Annotated in this window: 19 protein-coding genes and 1 pseudogene; 11 read left to right on the top strand and 9 right to left on the bottom strand. The window is 62.7% G+C overall.

The genetic code is table 11. The annotated features are described in order from the left end of the window. Positions 1 to 4 precede the first annotated feature (4 nt). The 3 genes from mobA to MUU55_RS02395 all read left to right on the top strand — a co-directional run bounded on the left by mobA (position 5) and on the right by MUU55_RS02395 (position 3083). A complete protein-coding gene (gene mobA, locus MUU55_RS02385; RefSeq protein WP_244759162.1) occupies positions 5 to 640 on the top strand; it encodes a molybdenum cofactor guanylyltransferase MobA in 636 nt (211 codons plus the stop codon). Further along, positions 637 to 1161, top strand: a complete 525-nt coding sequence (gene mobB, locus MUU55_RS02390) for a molybdopterin-guanine dinucleotide biosynthesis protein B (RefSeq protein WP_244759163.1) — start codon at positions 637 to 639, stop codon at positions 1159 to 1161. The genes mobA and mobB overlap by 4 nt, the downstream gene beginning before the upstream one ends. A 233-nt stretch (positions 1162 to 1394) precedes the next feature. Continuing rightward, positions 1395 to 3083: a sulfatase-like hydrolase/transferase gene (locus MUU55_RS02395; protein ID WP_244759164.1), complete on the top strand. Its 1689-nt coding sequence runs from the start codon at positions 1395 to 1397 to the stop codon at positions 3081 to 3083. A gap of 75 nt (positions 3084 to 3158) precedes the next feature. On the opposite strand, the gene MUU55_RS02400 is transcribed toward MUU55_RS02395, so the two are convergent. Together MUU55_RS02400 and MUU55_RS02405 are read right to left on the bottom strand one after the other, a co-directional pair. Further along, positions 3159 to 5126 carry an OmpA family protein gene (locus MUU55_RS02400; RefSeq protein WP_244759165.1) on the bottom strand — a complete coding sequence of 656 codons (1968 nt, stop codon included), beginning with the start codon at positions 5124 to 5126 and terminating at the stop codon, positions 3159 to 3161. Positions 5127 to 5304: 178 nt separating this feature from the next. Then, positions 5305 to 7368: an OmpA family protein gene (locus MUU55_RS02405; RefSeq protein WP_244759166.1), complete on the bottom strand. Its 2064-nt coding sequence runs from the start codon at positions 7366 to 7368 to the stop codon at positions 5305 to 5307. 337 nt (positions 7369 to 7705) lie between these two features. Here MUU55_RS02405 and MUU55_RS02410 point away from each other — a divergent pair, with 337 nt between their 5' ends. The 4 genes from MUU55_RS02410 to MUU55_RS02425 all read left to right on the top strand — a co-directional run bounded on the left by MUU55_RS02410 (position 7706) and on the right by MUU55_RS02425 (position 10701). Further along, on the top strand, positions 7706 to 8491 hold the full coding sequence (locus tag MUU55_RS02410; protein ID WP_244759167.1) for an ABC transporter substrate-binding protein: 786 nt from the start codon (positions 7706 to 7708) through the stop codon (positions 8489 to 8491). 167 nt (positions 8492 to 8658) lie between these two features. After that, a complete protein-coding gene (locus MUU55_RS02415; RefSeq protein WP_244759168.1) occupies positions 8659 to 9462 on the top strand; it encodes an ABC transporter permease in 804 nt (267 codons plus the stop codon). Further along, positions 9459 to 10289, top strand: coding sequence for an ABC transporter permease (locus MUU55_RS02420; RefSeq protein WP_244759169.1), 831 nt, complete (start codon positions 9459 to 9461; stop codon positions 10287 to 10289). The genes MUU55_RS02415 and MUU55_RS02420 overlap by 4 nt, the downstream gene beginning before the upstream one ends. 145 nt (positions 10290 to 10434) lie before the next feature. Continuing rightward, complete coding sequence (locus tag MUU55_RS02425; RefSeq protein ID WP_244759170.1) at positions 10435 to 10701, top strand: usg protein; 267 nt, start codon at positions 10435 to 10437, stop codon at positions 10699 to 10701. A gap of 24 nt (positions 10702 to 10725) precedes the next feature. On the opposite strand, the gene MUU55_RS02430 is transcribed toward MUU55_RS02425, so the two are convergent. Continuing rightward, the gene (locus tag MUU55_RS02430) at positions 10726 to 12081 is read right to left on the bottom strand and encodes a calcium-binding protein (RefSeq protein WP_244759171.1); all 1356 of its coding nucleotides are present in this window, start codon (positions 12079 to 12081) and stop codon (positions 10726 to 10728) included. A gap of 259 nt (positions 12082 to 12340) precedes the next feature. Next, the gene (locus MUU55_RS02435; protein ID WP_244759172.1) at positions 12341 to 13069 is read right to left on the bottom strand and encodes a DUF2270 domain-containing protein; all 729 of its coding nucleotides are present in this window, start codon (positions 13067 to 13069) and stop codon (positions 12341 to 12343) included. A gap of 153 nt (positions 13070 to 13222) precedes the next feature. Between MUU55_RS02435 and MUU55_RS02440 the strand changes: the two genes are divergently transcribed. The 3 genes from MUU55_RS02440 (at position 13223) to MUU55_RS02450 (ending at position 15674) form a co-directional block, all read left to right on the top strand. Continuing rightward, on the top strand, positions 13223 to 14050 hold the full coding sequence (locus tag MUU55_RS02440; protein WP_244759173.1) for a class I SAM-dependent methyltransferase: 828 nt from the start codon (positions 13223 to 13225) through the stop codon (positions 14048 to 14050). Positions 14051 to 14145: 95 nt separating this feature from the next. After that, entirely contained in the window at positions 14146 to 15018 is an 873-nt protein-coding gene (locus MUU55_RS02445; protein ID WP_244759174.1) for an NAD(P)-dependent oxidoreductase, read from the top strand. After that, the gene (locus MUU55_RS02450; protein WP_244759175.1) at positions 15015 to 15674 is read left to right on the top strand and encodes a DNA alkylation repair protein; all 660 of its coding nucleotides are present in this window, start codon (positions 15015 to 15017) and stop codon (positions 15672 to 15674) included. The genes MUU55_RS02445 and MUU55_RS02450 overlap by 4 nt, the downstream gene beginning before the upstream one ends. An 84-nt stretch (positions 15675 to 15758) precedes the next feature. Here MUU55_RS02450 and MUU55_RS02455 read toward each other — a convergent pair whose 3' ends face one another. The 3 genes from MUU55_RS02455 to MUU55_RS02465 form a co-directional block, all read right to left on the bottom strand. Further along, a complete protein-coding gene (locus tag MUU55_RS02455) occupies positions 15759 to 16247 on the bottom strand; it encodes an Lrp/AsnC family transcriptional regulator (RefSeq protein WP_244759176.1) in 489 nt (162 codons plus the stop codon). Between the two features lie 66 nt (positions 16248 to 16313). Beyond that, positions 16314 to 16955 carry a uracil-DNA glycosylase family protein gene (locus MUU55_RS02460; protein ID WP_244759177.1) on the bottom strand — a complete coding sequence of 214 codons (642 nt, stop codon included), beginning with the start codon at positions 16953 to 16955 and terminating at the stop codon, positions 16314 to 16316. Positions 16956 to 16969: 14 nt separating this feature from the next. Further along, on the bottom strand, positions 16970 to 17536 hold the full coding sequence (locus tag MUU55_RS02465; protein WP_244759178.1) for a thermonuclease family protein: 567 nt from the start codon (positions 17534 to 17536) through the stop codon (positions 16970 to 16972). Between the two features lie 168 nt (positions 17537 to 17704). On the opposite strand from MUU55_RS02465, the gene MUU55_RS02470 reads away from it, so the two are divergent. Beyond that, a complete protein-coding gene (locus tag MUU55_RS02470) occupies positions 17705 to 19240 on the top strand; it encodes a sensor histidine kinase (protein WP_244759179.1) in 1536 nt (511 codons plus the stop codon). 173 nt (positions 19241 to 19413) lie between these two features. On the opposite strand, the pseudogene MUU55_RS02475 reads toward MUU55_RS02470, so the two are convergent. Together MUU55_RS02475 and cobT are read right to left on the bottom strand one after the other, a co-directional pair. Next, positions 19414 to 19819, bottom strand: a pseudogene (locus tag MUU55_RS02475) (diacylglycerol kinase). A gap of 58 nt (positions 19820 to 19877) precedes the next feature. Next, a complete protein-coding gene (gene cobT, locus MUU55_RS02480) occupies positions 19878 to 20894 on the bottom strand; it encodes a nicotinate-nucleotide--dimethylbenzimidazole phosphoribosyltransferase (protein ID WP_244759181.1) in 1017 nt (338 codons plus the stop codon). Positions 20895 to 21180 lie beyond the last annotated feature (286 nt).

Genomic DNA, 21180 nt, shown 5'->3' on the forward strand with positions numbered 1-21180 from the left:
CACAATGGCACTGTCGCATGCGATACCGGGCGTGATCCTTGCCGGTGGCCTGTCCTCGCGGATGGGCCAGGACAAGACGCGTATCCGTCTCGGCGGCACCGCGCTCATCGATCGCGCCGCCCGGCGCCTGCGTCCGCAGGTGTCCAGCGTCACCGTTAATGCCAATGGCCCCATGCTGTTCGAACGGGGGGAGGAACTGCCTGTTTTCGCCGACCTGGACGCGGCCCGCGCCGGTCCGCTCGGCGGGGTGCTGGCCGCCCTCGACCACGCCAGGCGCAACCATCCCGAAGCGAGCCATGTCGCGACCGTGCCGACCGACAGCCCGTTCTTTCCAACCGATCTCGTTCGCCGGCTCGGTGAGGCCGTCGATACCTCCGAGCGCATCGCCGTGGCGCGCTCGGCAAGCGGCCTCCATCCCGTCTTCGCCCTCTGGCCCATCGCCCTTGCCGACGATCTCGCGGACTGGCTGGCCGGCGGGGGCGCCCTGCGGGTGCGCAGCTATCTCGAACGGCATCAGGCGCGCGACATCACCTTCCCGTTGATCGCGACGTCCCGCGGCGAATTCGACCCGTTCTTCAACATCAACACACCCGACGATCTCGATGCGGCGGAAAACTGGCTCTGGGTGCTGGAACGATGACGAGACCGAAGATCTTCGGCATCGCCGGGTGGAAGAATTCCGGCAAGACCGGGCTTGCGGTCCGCCTGGTCACGGAACTCGTCGCGCGCGGCTACCGCGTCTCGACGATCAAGCATGCGCATCACGACTTCGATATCGACAAGGTCGGTGCCGACAGCTACCGCCACCGGCAGGCCGGCGCGCATGAGGTGACCATCGTGTCCGGCACGCGCTATGCCATCATGCACGAACTGCGCGGCGCACCGGAGCCGACGTTCGAGGAAATCCTCGCCCGCATCGCACCGTGCGACCTCGTCCTGATCGAAGGCTACAAGCGCGAGCCGATCCCGAAAATCGAGGCCCGGCGCCTGGAGGCGGCCAATCGTATACCGCTCGCCCCCGATGATCCGCACATCGCCGCCATCGCTGCCGACCATCCCGTCACGGATAGCACGCTGCCGGTCTTCGACCTCGACGACACCGGCGCGATTGCCGATTTCGTCATTGCCATGACCGGCCTTCCCTCGCCCGCCGCAGCCTGACCCGACACATCGCCAACGTCTACTTGCCATGCGCCGGCTGTCTCGGCACTCGGCAAGCAGCGTTAATTTTGGATCAATTCTGTTCGATTTCAAGATGACGATGCACCATTACATGACACAAAAAAGTTGATCATGCTTAAATTAACCTTAATGCTTAAGCTATGTGACGGTTTTGTTGCAATCTAGCGGTGCGGCCGATACTTAAACTTTGATCAATAAATCAGAGTTTTGTCATGGCGCACATTATTTCGAGAGCTCGCGGCCGGTTTGGCCTCTTCACAAGCCCTTATGCCCTTGTTCTGGGCTCGCTGTTTTACTTCGCGTTCGCCTACTACTTCGATACGCGATGGCGCTACCTGCCCTACAATTTCGCGGCCATCCTCACCCTGGCCTCCATCATTTTCCTGATCTCCAGGCGGCCGTTCTTCTCGCTCTACGGTGCGACGCTGGTTGCGGTCCTCTTCACCTTCGTCTCGATGATGAAGTTCCACTCCAAGGGGCTGGCGCTGCATGTCTATGATGTCGTCTTCATCGGCTCCGACATTTCCACCCTGTCGTTCCTCGTGCGGTACTATCTGCCCGCCGTTTTGGTCGCTGCGGTGGGACTGGCGGCCATCGCGACGTTCCTGACGATCCTGTTCCGGCGGGAAAATCCGGCACCGTGGGGCGCCGGCGCCAGAAGCGGCATCGTCGCAGCCAGCCTTCTTGCCGCGGTCATCGCCCATCGGCCCACCACGCGGGATGCCGATTTCCTGCCCTTCATCGGAGGTTACAACGCCTCGGCCTTCTTCCTGTCGCTCTGGCATATTCCAAGCCTGATGAAGCCGATGCAGTTTGCCACTCCGCTCGACGGCGCCGAAGCAGGGCAGCCCTTCGTCAACGGTGCGCTTTGCGGCGATACCGGCAAGCAGCCCGACCTCTTCCTGACCCTCTCGGAAAGCCAGACCTCGCCGCTCGTCTTTCCGCAGCTCTCCATTCCGCAATCGGTCACGCAGACCTATCAGTCGGGAGACGGCAAGATCCGGCCCCTGTTCGTCGAGATTTTCGGCGGCGGGACATGGATGACGAATTTCTCCGTGCTGACCGGACTTTCCACTGCCGATTTCGGCTGGCTCGGCCCCTATGTGAACCACCTGCTCGTGGACAAGGTCAGAGGTTCGTTGCCGGAAGTGCTCGGCCGTTGCGGCTACCGCACCGTCGCCTTCATGCCCATGCAATACAATTCGATCAATGAAGGGCCCTTCCTGAAATCGCTCGGCTTCCAGGAGATCTACGACGCCGACCGCATGAGTCTGCCGGTCATGGGCGTGCGCGACACGAACTATTTCGACAACGCAAAGGCCATGATCGCGCAGCATCGCAAGGACGACAAACGTCCGCTCTTCGTGCTCGTCCAGACCATGTTCACGCATTCGCCGTATGAAAACACGATCGAGCCGGTGGTGGCGGGAGAACATGTCTACGCGGACGATGCCGGCGCCAACGAGTACCTGCGCCGCGTCGGCGCGTCGCGAAACGACCTGGTCGCCTACCGGGAGGCGGTCAAGGCCGATCCGGGCACGCGGGGAAGCGTCTTCCTCGAATTCGGCGATCACCAGTCCATCGCGACGAAACCGTACATCCTGGAAAGAACCGACGACGACAATCCTTTCACCACGTTCCGCTCCCCGGTTTACGAGACCTTCTACGCCATTCACGGCTTCGGAACGCCGGTGGACTATGACACGCTGGACATCGTCGACGCGCCGTTCCTGATGTCCCGCATCCTCGCGGCAACGGACCTGCCGAGCTCACCTGTTTTCGACGACCTCGCCATGCTGAGCGACGTTTGCCGCGGCGAATTTCACACCTGCGCCCAGCGCGCGGAGGTCGACCGGCATATCAGGCGTCGCATGGATGCCGACATGCTGCAGCTGAACTAGAGACTGCACTGCTCTTTGCAAAAAGAAGGCCGCGGGATCGCTCCCGCGGCCTTTTTCATCGTCGCCTTTCCCGATTTACTCGGCCATGGCGACCGGCTTCACCAGAGGCGTCACGCGACGGATCGTAACGCGGCGGTTGAGCTGTTCGGCGGCATCCGTATCGATCTTCAGGAAGCGCTCGCCATAACCCTGCGTCGCGAGGTTTTCCGGCGGGATGTCGTAGACGTCGGTCAGGACGTTGGCGACGGCCTCGGCGCGCTCGTCCGACAGGACGAGGTTCGATTCGTCCGAACCGACGGCGTCCGTATGCCCTTCGATCAGGAAGGTCTCGCCGGCATCCTTGTCGAGGATCTCGTTCATCGCATCCGCTACCTTGCGCAGCGTCGCGGCCTGGTTCACCGAAATCTCCGAGGAGCCGGTCGCAAACGTGATGGTGTCGAGGTCGATGCGGCGTACCTTGTCGCGGATACGGGCCGAGTACTTCACCTCGTCCAGCGTGTAGACGCGCTCGACGGGTTCCACCGGCGGACGCTCGAGGAAGTCGCGATAGTCGCGCTCCTCCTCGGCGGACGTGTCGATGATGTACTCGTCGACCGGCACCGTCAGGCGCATCGGCGGCAGGCGTTCACCGGGATCGACGAAGGTCGGCCGGCTGTCGCGGTCGATTTCGGGGGCATAGAACATGACGTATTCGCTGCCCGAGCGATCGATGCGCGAGCGCTGGATGACGTCGCCGTAGCGGCTGCGGATCGTCACGACGCGGTCGCCGTTTGGCCGTATGATGACCTCCCGGACCCGGCCGTGCGGCAAATCCTCGTAGTAGGTCTCGCTCGCACGGCGCGACAGGCGGCGGCCGTCGTCCGAACGCACGATGATGCGGTCACCGAAGTTGATCACCGCGCGATTGTCGAACTCGCGCTCGACACGCCAGCCGTCCCGCTCCTCATAGCGCGGTCGGCGGTCGCGGCGTTCGCCACGCTCGCGCTCACCCGATTCGTAGCGCACGCGATCGCGGTCCTTCCAGCCGACCTGCGCATCGCGGTCGGATTCCGGCACGCGGATCCTGACGTTTTCCCGCTCCTCGGCGCGCTTGCGGCGGCGCTCCTCGCGTGCCGAGCCCTTGCGGTTGTCGAAATCCTTGTCGCTGTCGAGCACGGCCGCGCCATCGACGAACGGCAACTCGATCGTTTCGTTCGTCTTGGACGGGTCCCTGGCGATACGCTCGCGGTCTTCGTCGCGCTTGCGGCGGGGACGTTCGGCCTTCTTCTCTTCGCGTTCTCGGTCTTCGGCAGCCTCGCGCTGCTTCTGGCGACGTTCTTCGCGCGCCTTCTGTCGGTCCTGTTGCTGCTCTTCCTCAGCAGCCGCCTCGCGCTGCTTCTGGCGACGCTCTTCGCGTGCCTTCTGGCGATCCTGCTGTTGTTGTTCCTCAGAAGCAGCCTCGCGCTGCTTCTGGCGACGTTCTTCGCGCGCCTTCTGGCGGTCCTGCTGTTGCTGGTCACCAGCCTCGGCTTCGCGCTGCTTCTGGCGGCGCTCCTCGCGCGCCTTCTGGCGGTCCTGCTGTTGCTGGTCACCGGCCTCGGCTTCGCGCTGCTTTTGGCGACGTTCTTCGCGTGCCTTCTGACGATCCTGCTGCTGGTCACCAGCCTCGGCTTCGCGCTGCTTCTGGCGACGTTCTTCGCGCGCCTTCTGGCGATCCTGCTGTTGCTGGTCACCAGCCTCGGCTTCGCGCTGCTTCTGGCGGCGCTCCTCCCGGGCCTTCTGGCGATCCTGCTGCTGTTGATCGTCGCCTTCGGCCGCCTCACGCTGCTTCTTGCGGCGTTCGCCCTGCTGTTCGCCGTTCTCCTGCTGCTGCTGTTCCTTCTGGCGCTGCCTGCGCAGTTTGCGCTGCTCCGCCTCGGAAAGGTCGCCCTCCTGGACGGTGATGACATGCGGCATGCCGCTCTCGACGAGCGCTGGGCGGACCATCGCCGCCTGAACCGGTTGCCAGACAAGCGAAACGATAGGCAAAGCCACCGTTGCCAGAAGTGTCGTTCTCTTACCCATGGGTGCTTCCTCGTTTGCCCGTTTTCGGCAATGGATCAATCGTTTGGGGCAAATTCGTGTTTCCACATATTCGCCGGTGTGAATCGACGCTAGACCATGACACATGAATCCGCGCTGAATGCGACGGAGCCGCCAACGCAACGGCCGGCGGCTCTGGCTGAACGCACGAAGGTGCGGTCTAGTTCGCCTTGGCGAGCGGACGGACCAGCGTTGTGACGCGTCGGATGGTGACGCGGCGGTTCTGCTGCTCGGCCGCCTCCGTACGCACCTTCAGGAAGCGCTCGCCATACCCCTGCGTCTGCAGGTTCTCCGGCGGAATGCCGTAGACCTCCGTCAGCAGGCTGGCGACCGATTCGGCGCGCTCGTCGGAAAGCACGAGATTCGACTTGTCGGTACCGACGGCATCCGTATGGCCTTCGATCAGGAAAGTCTCGCCGGGATCCTTGTCCAGCACCTTCTGCATCGCGTCGGCGACGCTGCGCAACGTGCGGGCCTGCGACATCGGGACTTCGGCGCTCGCCGTCGCAAAGGTGATCGTATCGAGGTCGATACGGCGCACCTTGTCACGCAGGCGGGCCGAATGCTTCACCTCGTCGATCGTGTAAACGCGCTCGACACGCTCGACCGGCGGCTCGGCCAAAAACTCATAATAATCACGATCGGGATCGCTCGACGTGTCGATGATGTAGTCGCTGACGGGAATGCGCAGGCGCATCGGCGGCAGTTCGTAGCCGACGTCGACGAGGCCCGGACGCGGCGCATCCTCTTCCAGTTCCGGCGCATAGACGAGGATGTATTCACGCCCGTCACGGCCGACGCGCGAGCGCTGGATGATGTCGCCGTAACGGTTATAGATCGTCACGATGCGCACGCCGCCGGGGCGCTGGATCGTTTCGCGCACACGTCCGCGGGCCAGGTTGTCGTAAAAGACCTCCTCGGAATCACGGCGCAGGCGCGGACGATCGTCGCCGCGCACGATCAGCTGGTCGCCCACTTCCAGAACCGTGCGGTTCTCGACGCGCTCGATGACGTTGACCTGCGTGACGCTGTTGTCGATCGTATTGTTGTTGTTGACGATCGTCGTGTTGTTGATGACCGTGTTGTTGACGATATTGGTGGTCTCGGGAACGATGAATTCCGGAGCCTCGTCGACACGCTTGCCCTCTTCATTGATGGCCGCCTCGATACGCTGGGGAACGGCCTCGCGCACCTCTTCGGAAATCGTCGCCTGCGCGCTGTCGTCCGTATCCGGAACCGGCACCTCCTCTTCCTGCGCGCGCTGTTCCTCGCGCTGCTTGCGGCGGTTGTCGCGGCTCTCTTGGCCGCCGGCATTGTCGGCATCCTTGTCGCTGTCCAGCACGGCCGCGCCGTTTTCGACGGGCAGGACGACGGTTTCGTCGGTCTTGCCCGGATCCTGGGCGATCTCCTGCTTCTGTTCTTCCGTCAGCGTTTCAACGACCTCCGGAACCGGCTCGGCGGCGGGTGTCTCCTCGCCGGCCTGCTGGCTCTCGTCGGCCATCGGCTGCTCTGATTGCTGCTGATCCTCAGCAGCCTTCCGCTCGTCAGCCTGCCGCTGCTGATCTTCGGCCGCTTTCTGTTCGTCAGCCTGTCGCTGCTGATCCTCGGCTGCCTTCTGCTCTTCGGCCTGACGCTGCTGGTCCTCGGCTGCTTTCTGTTCGTCAGCCTGGCGCTGCTGGTCTTCAGCTGCCTTCTGCTCTTCGGCCTGACGCTGCTGATCTTCGGCCGCCTTCTGCTCTTCGGCCTGACGCTGCTGATCTTCGGCCGCCTTCTGCTCGTCAGCCTGCCGCTGCTGGTCCTCGGCTGCTTTCTGTTCTTCAGCCTGACGCTGCTGATCTTCGGCCGCCTTCTGCTCTTCGGCCTGGCGTTGCTGGTCCTCAGCAGCCTTCTGCTCGTCAGCCTGTCGCTGCTGATCCTCCGCTGCCTTCTGCTCTTCGGCCTGGCGCTGTTGATCCTCGGCTGCTTTCTGTTCATCAGCCTGTCGCTGCTGATCTTCGGCTGCCTTCTGTTCGTCCGCTTGGCGCTGCTGTTCTTCCTGTTCGGCGCGCTGCTGCTCTTCCTGCTGCTGTTTCAGCAGCTCGTCTTCGCTCGGCTGGCCCTCGTCGCTGGCCTGGGCGATCTCGAGGGATTTCAAACGTGCGTCGGCCAGCGTCGGCGTCGCGATCAGCGAAGCTGACAGCAGGGGCAGAGCCACGGTGGCGAAAAGTCTGGAGCGGAAAGTCATCGTTCTGTCCTCACGGTGTCCCGTCTGTCTGTCTGGAGGGCCGCCTCCCGGCTCTTGCGGCCGGCCGGCAACCTCGTCGTCTCCTGCAGGCCTAGCCATGCGGGTGTGAACCCCGTCTGAACGGCCTGCTCGACCGGCGAGATAGGTCACCCTGCCCGCAGGGCTAGTGGCGGACCTTGAAATTGTCGGGGAAACGCGGGGGAAGCGCGACGGAAAAGCAGTTGATTTTTTATGAGAAACAGTTCGATTATCCAGCCCAAGCGGGCAGGCCTGCCCGCTTCAATTCAGGGCCCGGACAACAAGAAAAACCCGAGAGCCTTCAACAGAGAGGATCACAATGCGTATTTCCAAACGTTTCACGCTCGCAGCCTCGGCTGCGGTCATCGCCCTCTTCGCCACCTCCGCGATGGCTGAAGGCGAGAAGATCGTGATCGGCACGGAAGGCGCCTACCCGCCCTTCAACAATCTCGAGGCCGACGGTACGCTGACCGGTTTCGACATCGACATCGCCAAGGCGCTCTGCGAGGAAATGAAGGCCGAATGCACCTTCGTGACGCAGGACTGGGACGGCATCATCCCCGCGCTGATCGCCAAGAAGTTCGACGCCATCGTCGCCTCCATGTCGATCACCGCCGAGCGCAAGGAAAAGGTCGACTTCTCCAAGAAGTACTACAACACGCCGCCGGCCATCATCGTGCCGAAGGATTCCGAGATCAAGGAAGCGACGCCCGAAGCGCTCGCCGGCAAGGCGCTCGGCGCGCAGGGTTCCACGACCCATTCCAACTATGCCCAGGCGCATATGAAGGATGCCGACATCAAGATGTATCCGACGGCTGACGAGTACAAGCTCGACATCGCCAACGGCCGCATCGATGCCGCCATCGATGACGTCGTGGTTCTCTCCGAATGGCTGAAGACCGAAGACGGCGCTTGCTGCAAGCTGCTCGGCACCCTGCCGATCGATCCCGTCATCAACGGCGAAGGTGCCGGCATCGCGGTCCGCAAGGGCGAAACGGAACTCGCCGACAAGTTCACCGCAGCGATCGCAGCGATCCGCAAGAGCGGCAAGTACCAGGAAATCAACGCCAAGTACTTCCCCTTCGACGTCTACGGCGGCGAATAAGGCGCGCCTTTGCGTCATGCGGGTTTTTTCTGACCCCATCACCAGAATGCACGGGCGGGAGGGCTTGCTCTCCCGCTCCATTTGTTTGAGAACTTGCACATAAAGAAAACGGGCGCAGCAAGCGCCTTAACAAGAAGCGTAAAACGCGCATCGGGGGTAATTCTGGCATGAGCGGGTTCTTCACCGCCATCGTCGAGGCGGTATCCGCATTTCTGGGGATCATCGATCCTCTCTGCGGTCCGATCGGCATCTTCAATCTTTTCGCGGGCAACACGCTGCTCGCCTGCGGGGCCGATGGCTGGGGCGACGAGATCGCCTTCGGCTTCCTCGTGACGGCAAGCCTTGCCATCGCCACGCTGCCCGTCGGCCTCGTCATGGGCTTCTTCATCGCGCTGGCAAAGCAGTCGGAAGAAAAGTCGCTCAGGCTCTCGGCCAATATCTACACCACGCTCTTCCGTGGCCTGCCGGAACTTCTGACGCTCTTCATCATCTACTACGGCCTGCAGATCGTCGTGCAGAACTTCATGACGGCCATCGGTTATGAAGGTAAGGTCGAGATCAACGCCTTCTTCGCCGGCATGATCGCCCTCGGCATGGTCTTTTCCGCCTACTGCTCGGAAGTGCTGCTCTCGGCCTTCAAGGCCATTCCGCGCGGCCAGTACGAGGCGGGTTATGCGCTCGGCCTGCACCATGGGCGCACCATGCAGCTCATCGTCCTGCCGCAACTGATCCGGGTCGCCCTGCCCGGTCTCGGCAATCTCTGGATGGCGCTCCTGAAGGATACCGCCCTCGTCTCGGTCATCGGCCTGCCGGATATCCTGCGCCAGACGAGCGTTGCGGCGCGCGTCACCAAGGAAGCCTTCGAGTTCTACGCCATCGCCTGCGTGCTGTTCCTCATCCTCGCCTTCCTCTCCTCGCTGGTCTTCTCCAGCATCGAGGGCTGGGCCAAGCGTTCGGAGGCCGCACGATGAGCTTCGTCACCACCCTCATCCCCGCGCAGGCCCCGCCCGCGGCTCCGCCGAAACCCTTCACCCTCGGCCGCTTCTTCGGCAATGCCTTCCTCGGCGTCTGGCTGGCGCTCGCCGTCGGCATCTTCATGATGATCGCAGGCGGCTGGGATCCGGAGAAATTCGCGAAATACGGCCCGAACTACCTGTCCGGCCTCGGCGTGACCCTGTTGCTCGTTGCCTTGTCGGTCGCGCTCGGCGCCCTTCTGTCGCTGCCACTCGCCTTTGCCCGCATGTCGAAGAACCCGGTCCTGTCGTGGATCGCCTACGGCTATGTCTATTTCTTCCGTGGCACGCCGCTGCTCACCCAGCTCTTCCTCGTCTATTATGGTCTGGGCAGTTTTTCCGCCGAGCTGAAGGCCTGGGGGCTCTGGTGGTTCTTCCGCGATGCCTGGAACTGCGCACTGCTCACCTTCACGCTCAACACCGCTGCCTATCAGGCGGAAATCCTGCGCGGCGCCATCGAGAGCGTGCCACGCGGCCAGCACGAGGGTGCCGATGCGCTTGGCCTGCCGAAGAAGGTGGCCTTCTTCAAGGTCATCCTGCCGCAAGCCCTCATCGTGGCCCTGCGCCCCTACGGCAATGAAATCATTCTCATGATCAAGGGGTCGGCCATCGTCGCCATCGTGACGGTACTCGACCTGATGGGCCAGACCCGCCTCGCCTTCTCGCGCACCTTCGACTACCAGGCCTATCTCTGGGCGGCACTCATGTATCTCCTTATGGTGGAGCTTCTGCGCAACCTTTGGGCTTGGCTGGAAACCCGCCTGACGCGCCACCTGAAGCGCTGACAGCTTTGGCAGCACTCTCTGGGGAGTGCTGCCAAGCTTCTGATTTCATAAGAATTATTCCCTTCCGCTACGGGACGTTAAGGCCTCATTAACCTTGCAGGCGCTCAATCATAGGGACCATCATTCATCACGCAATGAGGTCCCTATGACGAACGACATGGCAATGCAGCTCAAGGGCTACGGCATGACCACGGCCCAGATCCTCTACCGCATGCCCGATCACCAGCAATTCCTGCAGACCTATATCTGGCAGCACTACGATCTCGCCCCGGATTTCCCCGAGATGAAGAGTTTTCTGAAGTTCTGGCAGGAGAAACTCGACGGGCCCATTCACTCCGTCCGCTACGTCCACCGCCGCCTGATCTCGGCGACGGAATGGCGCGCGTTGAAGGGCGAGTTCGTCGTCAACTGAGCGGCGACCACTCTGTCCGGCAACTCAAATGACGAAGAAATCCGCTGCGGTGATTGTCGGCGAACCGGTCAAAAAACCGAACTTGACCGGCGCATAAGTGGTCGCCGATCCGTCGCGATCGAAGAACAGGTCACCTGTGTTCGAATTGTAGAGAACCCGGTCGTTCGCATCCTTCGCCCCGACCGCGAGATCCTTGAAGGCGGTCGTCGCGAGGGCACCCGCCGCAAGGCCGAGGAAAACCGCGTTGTCGATCTGGATCGTGTCGGCCGCGGCATTGAAATCGCTGATCGTGTCGACATTGGTCGTGGCATTGAGCGTAGTGTTGAAGACGAAGGTGTCGTTGCCGGCGCCGCCCGCCAGCGTATCCTTGCCGCCGTAACCGCGCAGGGCATCATTGCCGCCGCCGCCCTTGAGGATATTGGCGCCGGCATTGCCGAAAATCGTTTGCGCAAAATCGTTGCCCGTCAGGTTGATCGCGGTCGTGCCGCTCACGCTGGCCGTTTCCATGCGCTCCACTTCGACGCCACTGCGCAGCGTATAGCTCGCCGAGGCAAAAAGCCGGTCTCCCGTACCGCCGCCAGCGGCTTCCACGATGAGGTCGGCGGCGCTATTGACGTAGTACCGGTCATTTCCAGCGCCACCTGTCATATTGTCGGTGCCGACGCCGCCGTCCAGCAGATCGTTGCCGGATCCCCCATCGAGCGTATCGTTTCCGTCTTCGCCGTAAAGCACGTCGTGTGATACGCCGCCGGTAAGGGTGTCATTGCCGGACCCGCCGCGCACCTCTCCTTCGAGCATTCCGAGGCGACTATCCAGAACGTCGTTTCCGCCGCCGAGGGACGTCATACCGCTGATGAAGCCGTGGTTCACGACCGTATCGTTGGCCTCGTGGAGGCTGATCGCGTAAAAGGTCGAGGTGATGTCGCCTTTGTTGATGATTTTATTGGTCTGGTCGCTCGTCCCGTTGACGTAGACCGCGTAGCTTTCACCCTGAATGAGGCCGGTATTCGTGATCGTATTGTTGCCGCCTGAAAGTGTGACGGCATTGAAGCTGGCAATTGTTCCGGCATTGGTGACTTTATTGTACGATCCTTCGGCATAGATTCCGTAGGAAATCCCGACGACACTTCCCGAGGCATTCACCACGGAGTTGTTCGTCCCACTCGCGTTGCCAAACCAAATTCCGATAAATTCGCCGAACACGTCACCCGCGACCGTTACTCTGTTGTTGCTATCACCCTTTATTCCATTACCGCCGTTTCCCGAGGCCGACACCGTTGTATTCTGTGCAATATAGACATAGTCGAATGTCGTGATCGTAACCGCGTTCGTGTTCGCGGCGGTGACGACGAGATCATATGTGTAGGAATACGTGGCCATTGTACCCTCCTCGCGTTGCTTTACGGACAGAGTGTCGTTGCGGGCCAGCGTCTCCAACCGGGCGATGCCTCACTCCCTGGACGGAGCGCCGCGCGCGATTGAAGCTCAAGGAATCCACGGCTGAGGGCTCGGACGCTTATGAACCGACGCCTGCGCAACGCATCCATGATACCAGCAAATCACGAAATCGAACATAAGCGCTTATTAAAATTAGCGCATCCGGATGCAACCAATCCGAACCCGTCGCCCAACAGCAGGGTTAAACGTGCACCGAGCCGTGCGCCAGTTCGGTATCGGACATGTCCACCTTCAGCGAAAAATAGGCGATGACGGCATAGAAAACCGCGATAAGGCCGATGACCACCATGCCCGGCACCGGGCCCAGCGCGGCGTTCGCCACCACATGCTCCACCGCGAGCGTCATGTCGCGGCCGGCCGTCGCCGGCTTCTGCATCATCGAGGATGAGATCTTCAGCGCCCAGGCGAGCAGCAGGATGAGATAGAGCCAGCAATAGTTCCGCCTGAGACGCCGACAGGTGGCATCACGATAGCTGATGAGGAATTCCGGCTTTCGCAGGCTCTTGGCGATGGGGGCCGCCCAGTCGAGGTCGAGGGCGGCGCGCGGGTTGAGGATTTCGGCGAAATAGAACCGCTCCAGCTGGCGCACCCGCGCCCGGTAGACATCGAAGAATCGGTAGCGCCGCGCCTCGATCATCAGAAGCAGCGAGACCAGCAGCATGGCGAAGAGCAGGACGCCGTGATGCGAGGTCGGCGTCGAGAGCGACACCGAGAGCAATGCCGCCACCACCGTGATCGCCCAGTTCGACGTTCGGTCGATGCGGTCGCGCCAGCCGGCCATCCGGCCAAGCTCACCGCGATAATAATGCACCATGGTGTTGATCGTCTCCATCGGCGTCGCCGGCAGGGCGGGACTGCCTGCACGCTTGGCCTCGGCGGAAAGCGACAAGGGGGACATATCGGCGGGCATATCATTCCTCCAACTGTCTTTTTGGTCTTGGAAGGATCATGCGCCTCTTTCACCAATTGATAAATGCCTATTTGCACTTAGGGACTGAAGTGTCCGCTGCGGGCGACCATTGGCGCATAGCGTTCTCCATTGCCAAAACGCCGGGCGGCCCGTATGAGACGCCGCATGAAAAAGATCGACGAAGACGCGCTCGCGGAAGCCTATAACCGCGCCCTTTCGCTGGAAAAATCCGGCGATTTCGATGCCGCCGCCAAAGCCTATGCGGAAGTGCTGGCACTCGACCCGGAAGACCATGGCGGTGCGGCCGTGCGCCTTGCCTCGATGGGCCGCGGCGACACGCCGGAAAAGGCGCCGGATGCCTATGTCGCCACCCTCTTCGACCAGCATGCCGAAGTGTTCGAGGACGTGCTCGTCGAACAGCTCGGCTATTGCGTTCCGCTTCTGGTGCGTCAGCGCTTTCAGGACCTCAAGATGGGTCCGTTCCAGCGCGTGCTCGACCTCGGCTGCGGCACGGGTCTGACCGGCGGCGCGCTGCGCGATATGGCGGACGACATCACCGGCGTCGATCTGTCGGAAAACATGGTCGAAGTCGCCCACGAAAAGGACCTCTACGAGACGCTCTACGTCGCCGAGGCCGTCGATTTCCTCGATGACAACGACGACGAGCCCTTTGACCTGATCACTGCGACCGACGTGCTGCCCTATCTCGGCGCGCTGGAGCCGCTGTTCTTCGGCGCCGCCGAAAACCTCGTGGCCGGCGGACACTTCATCTTCTCGTCGGAAACGCTGCCGGCCGATAGCTTCGCCGGCCGCCCCTTCATGGTCGGCCCGCACCAGCGCTTTGCCCATGCGCCTGATTATGTCCGCCAGCGCCTCGACGAAACCGGTTTCGACCTCGTCGAGATCACCGATATCACCGTGCGCATGGAAGAAGGCGAGCCGATTGCCGGCCATCTCGTGCTGGCAAAATATCGCGGCTGACCGGCGCGGGGTATTGCCCCTGACACAAGAGAAACACTTTCGCCGGAAACGATGATCCGCTACACCTCCTACCAGCAATTGCAGGAGGTTACGGCATGGCAAAGGTTGCGTTCATCGGTCTCGGTGTCATGGGTTATCCCATGGCCGGCCACCTGAAGGTCAAGGGCGGCCATGAGGTCGCGGTCTATAACCGCACCTTCGCTAAGGCGGAAAAATGGGCGGCCGAATTCGGCGGCACGGCGTTCCGCACCCCGGCCGAGGCCGCAAAGGACGCCGACTTCGTCTTCACCTGCGTCGGCAATGACGACGATCTGCGCTCCGTCACCACCGCCAGCGATGGCGTGATCGAAGGCATGAAGCCGGGCGCCACGCTCATCGACAACACCACCGCCTCCGCCGAAGTCGCCCGCGAGCTCGATGCCGCCTGCAAGGCCAAGGGGCTGCATTTCATCGATGCCCCCGTCTCCGGCGGCCAGGCCGGCGCTGAAAACGGTGTCCTGACCGTCATGTGCGGCGGCGAGGAAGCGGCTTTCGAAAAGGCCAGACCCGTCATCGACGCTTATGCCCGCATGGTCGGCCGCATGGGCGAGGCAGGCGCCGGCCAGCTCGCCAAGATGGTCAACCAGATCTGCGTGGCCGGCGTGGTGCAAGGCCTTGCCGAAGCCATCCATTTCGGCAAGCAGGCCGGGCTCGACATGGAGGCGGTCATCGAGGTCATCTCGAAGGGCGCCGCCGGCTCCTGGCAGATGGACAACCGCCACAAGACGATGATCGCAGGCAAGTACGATTTCGGCTTCGCCATCGACTGGATGCGCAAGGACCTCGATATCGTCCTGTCTGAAGCCCGCCGCAACGGCGCGAAGTTGCCGACCACCGCCCTCATCGACCAATTCTATGGCGATGTGCAGGACATGGGCGGCAACCGCTGGGACACGTCCTCGTTGCTTGCCCGTCTCGAACGGAAATGATCGGCAAGGCCTCCACCGCCGACGAAATCGTCAATTACCTCCGATCCCTGCGATCGGAGGAAGCCATCGCCGGCATGGAGCGTTTCGGCATCGTCACGGAAACGGCGCTCGGCATTTCCAATCCCGATTTGCGGAGAATCGGCCGCCTGACGGGCAAGGATCACGCCCGCGCCTTCACCCTATGGGCAAGCGGCATCCGCGAAGCCCGCATGCTGGCGCTCTATACACTGGAACCGAAGAGGCTGTCGGCTGACGCGGCATGGGGTCTGGCCGCGGATTTCAATTCCTGGGAGATCGTCGATAACGCGGCGGATATCTTTGTCGAGGCGGGACTAGTCGGGCTGATCCCCGACTTTGCGGCTGACGAGCGGGAATTCGTGCGCCGCACGGCCTTTGCGATGATCGCGGGCGCGGCCGTTCATCTGAAGAAGGAACCGGACGCGACACTGATCGCCTGGCTCGACCTTATCGAGGACCATGCCGGCGACGCGCGAAACTTTGTGAAGAAGGCGGTCAACTGGGCGCTGCGCAATGTCGGCAAACGCAGCCACGCCTGCCACGCGCCGGCCGTCGCGCTTGCGCAAAAACTCTCCGAGAGCACGGACAAGACGGCGCGCTGGATCGGCAAGGATGCCGTGCGCGAGCTGACGGACTAGAAGACCCTCGCCCGTATCAAGCGCTAGGAACCATCAGCAAAGTCGTGAAGCGGTTTGCGTCCGGAAACGCGCGGCCCAGAGGCCTCAGTCGTCACCGCTCTTCTGGTTGTCCACGACCATGTAGTCGAGCGGCAGCTCGGTCGTGTACTTGATCTGCTCCATGGCGAAGGCCGAGGAAACGTCGCGGATCTCGATGCGGGCGATCATGCGCTTGTAGAACGCGTCATAGGCGCCGATATCGGGCACGACGACGCGCAGCAGATAGTCCACCTCGCCGCTCATGCGGTAGAATTCCACGACTTCGGGGAACTCGACGATCACTTCCGAAAACCGCTTCAGCCATTCCGTGGAATGCGAGTTGGTGCGGATCGAGACGAAGACGGTGACCTTGGTGTTGATCTTGACCGGATCGAGCAGCGCGACGCGCTTGCGGATCACGCCGTCCTCTTCCATCTTCTGGATGCGCCGCCAGCAGGGCGTGGTCGAAAGCCCGACCTTCTTGGCGAGGTCGGCCACAGCCAGCGTGGAATCTTCCTGCAAAAGGCGCAGGATTTTGCGGTCCAGACGATCCATTGTAGTCCCCTAAGAAATTTAATTCCCTCATACACCGATATTACAGCGAATGAAAAGAATTACATTTCATTCCGTGAGAGTTTTCACCCGGTTTCGCAATTCAGGCAGAACCTCGATCGAAAACCAGGGATTGCGTCTGAGCCATCCGGTATTGCGCCAGCTCGGATGCGGGAGCGGCAAGACAGCCGGCGTTTCGTTGCGTCCGAGATGGCGACGCCAGTCACGCACCGTCTCGGTCATGCTCTTCGCCTTCGCCGCGCCGAGATGCCAAGCCTGCGCATATTGGCCGATCGCCAGCACCAGCTCCACCTGCGGCATGGCCGCGATCACGCGGGAACGCCAAAGCGGCGCGCATTCCCGGCGTGGCGGCAGGTCGCTGCCATGGGCGTCATAGCCGGGAAAACAGAAGCCCATCGGCACGATGGCGAATTTTTGCACATCGTAGAACACCTCGCGCGTCACACCGAGCCAGTCGCGCAACCGGTCACCGGAGGCGTCGTTGAAAGGCAGTCCACTCTCATGCACCCGTAGCCCCGGCGCCTGCCCGGCAATCAGGATGCGGGCGGCGGAAGAAAGGACGGCAACGGGCCGCGGCTCATGCGGCAGGCGGTCCGGCGCCCCCTTTGCGGGCGCGTCGCGACAGAGCCGGCAAGCCGCGATGGCCACGCGCAACGCGGCCATGTCGTCGGCAGGATTTCGCTCGTCCATCGCACACCGCCCGTTCAGCTGAGGCCCAGCATCGACAGAATGCTGCCCAACGCGCCGGGCTCCCCCTGATGCGTGTCTTCCTGCGGACGCCCGTTCATCCGGCGCCATTGCTGCGGCAGGTCGAATTCCGCGCCCCACAATCCCTTGCGCTCGGCCTTGGCAAACTGCTCCTCGTCCTCATAGCCGCCATAGGCCACCGCGAGCCCTTCCCGCACCATGCGCTCGCCGAGATCGCCGGCAGTGGTCTCACAGCGTGCCAGAAGCCGGTCGTATTTGTCCGTGCCCTGAGTGCGGCAGGTGACAGGCCCCGCCCGCAGAAGCTCCGCCAGCCGCGAGCGTGCCGCAACGCCGCAATGCCAGTCCGCCCCATCCCGCTTGCAGATCTGCATCATCTCGGGCGTATCCATCCCGACGAGACGGATGCGGTGCCCCTCGAGCGTCAGCGTATCGCCATCGGCCGCCCGTGCGGTTCCGATGATCGTCTCGCCGTGCTGGCCGCCGAGACGCAGCACGATCAGCGCCGTCAGCGCCAGGATCGCCATCGCAACGCCGACATCGCGCGCCTTTTTGGAAAGCCCCATGAATCCCGTTTCCTGCCGTTGAGTCCTGCCGCACCGTCATATGCCGAAGCAGCGCCGAATTCACGCTACGGAAATGTCGGAATGGTTCGCAAATGGTTTATGCGCGGCAGCATCTTCTTAAGGTTTGCCCCCTAGACTTCAACGTTAACAGCAACCGTTGCAATCGTGATGAGTACCGGCGTCAGTACCTCGACCGACAAGATCATCGTCGACAAGTCGCGCAGCCATAGAAACAAGGCTGTCTCGCGGGCTGTCCGCGCGACTCGTGAACGGTTGCAGACGGCGACGGGCATTTCAGCCGGTCTCGAGCGGGAAATGCTGCAGCTCCATATCGCCTCGGCGGTGCAGAGCGCGCTCGCGATCCCCACCATCGTCGTGCTGATCACCGCTATCGGCATCTATCTGACCGAGGAAATCGGCCTCATGGCCTGGTCCGTGCTCGCTCTCAGCGTGCATGCGATCGGCATGGTCGTCACGCGTCGCGCGCGCGGCAAGGACGTCACCGCCGAGAACGTGCGCCGCTGGCAGCGCCGCTTCCTTGCGGCGCAGGTCGTCATGGGCATCGCCTGGGCCGCCTTCGCTCTGCAGACCTGCGGCAAGTGCACCGGCGCGACCTTCGAACTCTACCAGGGCACCGCCCTCCTCGTCGCGCTTGCCGTCACGACCATCACGACACTCATGCTGCGTCATGCCGTGCTCTATACCTTCATGCCGACGGTGCTGGCGCTGGCCGGCTCGGCGCTGCTGCGTCCCGTTCCCGCCACGATGGCGATGGCCGCCATCATCTGCGCGGCCCTCGTCTTCCTCATCTTCATGACGCATCGCCTGCGCCAGACCAGCGCGCAACTCCTCTCCTCGCAATCGGAGAAGGATGACCTGATCGCCGAGCTGGAAGTGGCGAAATCCATGTCGGACGAAGCCCGTCGCCGCGCGGAAGAGGCGAACCTTGCGAAGTCCCGCTTCCTCGCCTCCATGTCGCACGAGCTGCGCACACCGCTCAACGCCATCCTCGGCTTCTCCGAGGTCATGTCGACAGAAGTGCTCGGACCGTTGAACAACCCGGTCTACAAGGAATACACGTCGGACATTCACCGCTCCGGCCAGCACCTGCTCAATCTCATCAACGAGATCCTCGACCTCTCGCGCATCGAGGCCGGCAAATACGACCTGTCGGAGGACAGCGTGCATCTCGTCGATATCGCCGAGGATTGCATCGGCATGGTGCAGCTGCGCGCGCGGGCGAAGAACATCACGATATCGGAACAGGTCGAGGGCGGCATGCCGGCCGTCTGGGCCGACGAGAAGGCGCTGCGCCAGGTCGTGCTGAACCTGCTGTCAAACGCGGTGAAGTTTACACCCCAGGGCGGCGAGATCGTCGTCAAGGCCGGCTGGACCGCCGGTGGCGGCCAGTATGTGTCCATCAAGGACAATGGCCCCGGCATCCCCGAAGACGAAATACCGGTGGTGCTGTCGGCCTTCGGTCAGGGCTCCATCGCCATCAAGAGCGCCGAACAGGGCACGGGCCTCGGCCTGCCCATCGTCCAGGCGATCCTGGCCAAGCACAACGGCGAATTCATCCTGAAGTCGAAGCTGCGCGAGGGCACCGAGGCGATCGCCATCCTGCCGGCCAAGCGCGTTCTGCAGAGCCTGCCCGCCGTCACGGAAACCCAGGCGGTCTCCCCGCGCCGCAAAAGCTTCGCCTGAAAAGGCGCCGCGGATGTGTGGATCCTCGGGTCAAGCCCGAGGATGACGATAGAAGACACGTCGGAAGTAAAAACACCGGCAGCACATGCCGTAGCAGAGGAATGTAGGTGAGGCACTCACCTCCCCACCGTCATCCTCGGGCTTGACCCGAGGATCCAAGCATCCGCACTACCTCAGATGAACTGCGAAATCACCACGTAACCGGCGTAACCGGCATTGGCGATGATCAGGCAGAACACAGCGAAGGATCCAAGGTCCTTCGAGTGCTTGCCCATCTCCGAAATCTCCGGAGAGACCCGGTCGACGATCTCCTCGATCGCCGTGTTGAGCGCCTCGAAAGCAATCATCAGCAGAAACAGGATGGCCATCGCCACATATTGGAAGAAGTTGGCCCCGACGACGGTGAAGATCACCATCGCCACGCCAAACGCGATCAGTTCATGACGGAAGGCGGACTCGCCGAGCAGGCGGCGCGCGCCGGCGGCCGAGTAGGTCGCCGCGGCGATCAGGTGGCTGAAGCCGGTCTTCTTCTCGATTGGTCCCTGACCCATTCCGTAATCCCGTTCCTGCAATGCCCATGGAGCCAGCGCTCCACGGGTCTCAATCCACGCCATCAAGGCTTTTTGTCGTCCGCGCCCTACGAACGGTTGCTGACACCCGCCTGAACGAAGGTCGCCATGCCGGAATGGCAGGCGGCGGCGGCCTTGACGATGCCGGCGGCCAGCGCCGCACCGGTCCCCTCCCCGAGCCGCATGCCAAGCGCAAGCAGCGGTGTCTTGCCAAGCTTCTCGATCGACTTCAGATGCGCCGGCTCGGCCGAGACATGGCCGATCAGGCAGTGATCGAGCGCCGAGGGATTGGCCGCACGCAGGATGGCACCGGCCGCCGTCGCGACATAGCCGTCGATGATGACGGGGATCTTCTGCATGCGGGCGGCGAGAATGGCGCCGGCCATGGCCGCGATTTCCCGGCCGCCGAGACGGCGCAGCACTTCCAGCGGATCGGAAAGATGGTCGCGGTTGAGCGCGACGGCCTTCTCGACGGCCGCGATCTTGCGCTGGAGCACTTCGCCTTCGGAACCCGTGCCCGGACCGACCCACTCCTCTGCGGTGCCGCCATAGAGCGCCAGGTTGATGGCAGCTGCGATCGTCGTGTTGCCGATGCCCATTTCGCCGATGCACAGAAGGTCCGTGCCGCCGGCAATGGCCTCCATGCCGAAGGCCATGGTTGCGGAGCAATCACGCTCCGACAGGGCCGGCTCTTCGGTAATGTCGGCCGTCGGATAGTCGAGCGCGAGGTCGAACACCTTCAGGCCGAGGTCGTGCGTCACGCAAATCTGGTTGATCGCCGCACCGCCGGCCGCAAAGTTTTCGACCATCTGCGCCGTGACGGAGGACGGATAGGGCGTGATCCCCTGTTTGGTGACGCCATGGTTGCCGGCGAAGATCGCGACAAGCGGGCGGGTCACCGCCGGAGCACGGCCGGTCCAGGCGGCGAGCCAGAAGGCGATCTCTTCCAGGCGACCGAGTGCGCCCGGCGGCTTCGTCAGCTGCCCGTCCCGCTCGCGCGCGGCAACCAGCGCGGCCGCGTCCGGACCGGGCAGATTGCGCAGCAATTCACGAAAATCATCGAACGGCAGGCCGCTGGCACTCATCTTGGGATATTCCTTGCTTGGGACTTTCAAAGGCGGGTGTCTCCTAATAGAGGCAGGGCGCGGCGCCGACAACCGCATTTGCGGCAGGGGCCGACGCCTTTTGCGGCGAGCGGCGGCGACAGGTGTCGCACACCGGAAAGCCGCCGCGCCATGCCGGCCCTAGAATGCCGTCGAAGGGTGTGAAGGCAGCTGCGGTCGCGCCGCCGTCCTCCATCCTCGAGCAGGCTCCGGGGATTACTCTTCACGGGATCGGGGCCTGCCCGACCGTCCGCCAGCAAGGGCCTAC

Origin of the sequence: Shinella curvata (genome assembly GCF_022899935.1) — a bacterium.
In the GTDB taxonomy this organism is placed as follows: Bacteria; Pseudomonadota; Alphaproteobacteria; order Rhizobiales; family Rhizobiaceae; genus Shinella; species Shinella curvata.

Bases quoted from the DNA above. Each gene is read 5' to 3' on its own strand.
- MUU55_RS02455 (WP_244759176.1), bottom strand. From the start codon at position 16,247: ATGGATCGTCTGGACCGCAAAATCCTGCGCCTTTTGCAGGAAGATTCC.
- cobT (WP_244759181.1), bottom strand. From the start codon at position 20,894: ATGAGTGCCAGCGGCCTGCCGTTCGATGATTTTCGTGAATTGCTGCGC.
- MUU55_RS02430 (WP_244759171.1), bottom strand. From the start codon at position 12,081: ATGGCCACGTATTCCTACACATATGATCTCGTCGTCACCGCCGCGAAC.
- MUU55_RS02470 (WP_244759179.1), top strand. From the start codon at position 17,705: ATGAGTACCGGCGTCAGTACCTCGACCGACAAGATCATCGTCGACAAG.
- mobA (WP_244759162.1), top strand. From the start codon at position 5: ATGGCACTGTCGCATGCGATACCGGGCGTGATCCTTGCCGGTGGCCTG.
- mobB (WP_244759163.1), top strand. From the start codon at position 637: ATGACGAGACCGAAGATCTTCGGCATCGCCGGGTGGAAGAATTCCGGC.
- MUU55_RS02440 (WP_244759173.1), top strand. From the start codon at position 13,223: ATGAGACGCCGCATGAAAAAGATCGACGAAGACGCGCTCGCGGAAGCC.
- MUU55_RS02445 (WP_244759174.1), top strand. From the start codon at position 14,146: ATGGCAAAGGTTGCGTTCATCGGTCTCGGTGTCATGGGTTATCCCATG.
- MUU55_RS02425 (WP_244759170.1), top strand. From the start codon at position 10,435: ATGACGAACGACATGGCAATGCAGCTCAAGGGCTACGGCATGACCACG.
- MUU55_RS02465 (WP_244759178.1), bottom strand. From the start codon at position 17,536: ATGGGGCTTTCCAAAAAGGCGCGCGATGTCGGCGTTGCGATGGCGATC.
- MUU55_RS02460 (WP_244759177.1), bottom strand. From the start codon at position 16,955: ATGGACGAGCGAAATCCTGCCGACGACATGGCCGCGTTGCGCGTGGCC.
- MUU55_RS02410 (WP_244759167.1), top strand. From the start codon at position 7,706: ATGCGTATTTCCAAACGTTTCACGCTCGCAGCCTCGGCTGCGGTCATC.
- MUU55_RS02435 (WP_244759172.1), bottom strand. From the start codon at position 13,069: ATGCCCGCCGATATGTCCCCCTTGTCGCTTTCCGCCGAGGCCAAGCGT.
- MUU55_RS02400 (WP_244759165.1), bottom strand. From the start codon at position 5,126: ATGGGTAAGAGAACGACACTTCTGGCAACGGTGGCTTTGCCTATCGTT.
- MUU55_RS02450 (WP_244759175.1), top strand. From the start codon at position 15,015: ATGATCGGCAAGGCCTCCACCGCCGACGAAATCGTCAATTACCTCCGA.
- MUU55_RS02415 (WP_244759168.1), top strand. From the start codon at position 8,659: ATGAGCGGGTTCTTCACCGCCATCGTCGAGGCGGTATCCGCATTTCTG.
- MUU55_RS02405 (WP_244759166.1), bottom strand. From the start codon at position 7,368: ATGACTTTCCGCTCCAGACTTTTCGCCACCGTGGCTCTGCCCCTGCTG.
- MUU55_RS02395 (WP_244759164.1), top strand. From the start codon at position 1,395: ATGGCGCACATTATTTCGAGAGCTCGCGGCCGGTTTGGCCTCTTCACA.
- MUU55_RS02420 (WP_244759169.1), top strand. From the start codon at position 9,459: ATGAGCTTCGTCACCACCCTCATCCCCGCGCAGGCCCCGCCCGCGGCT.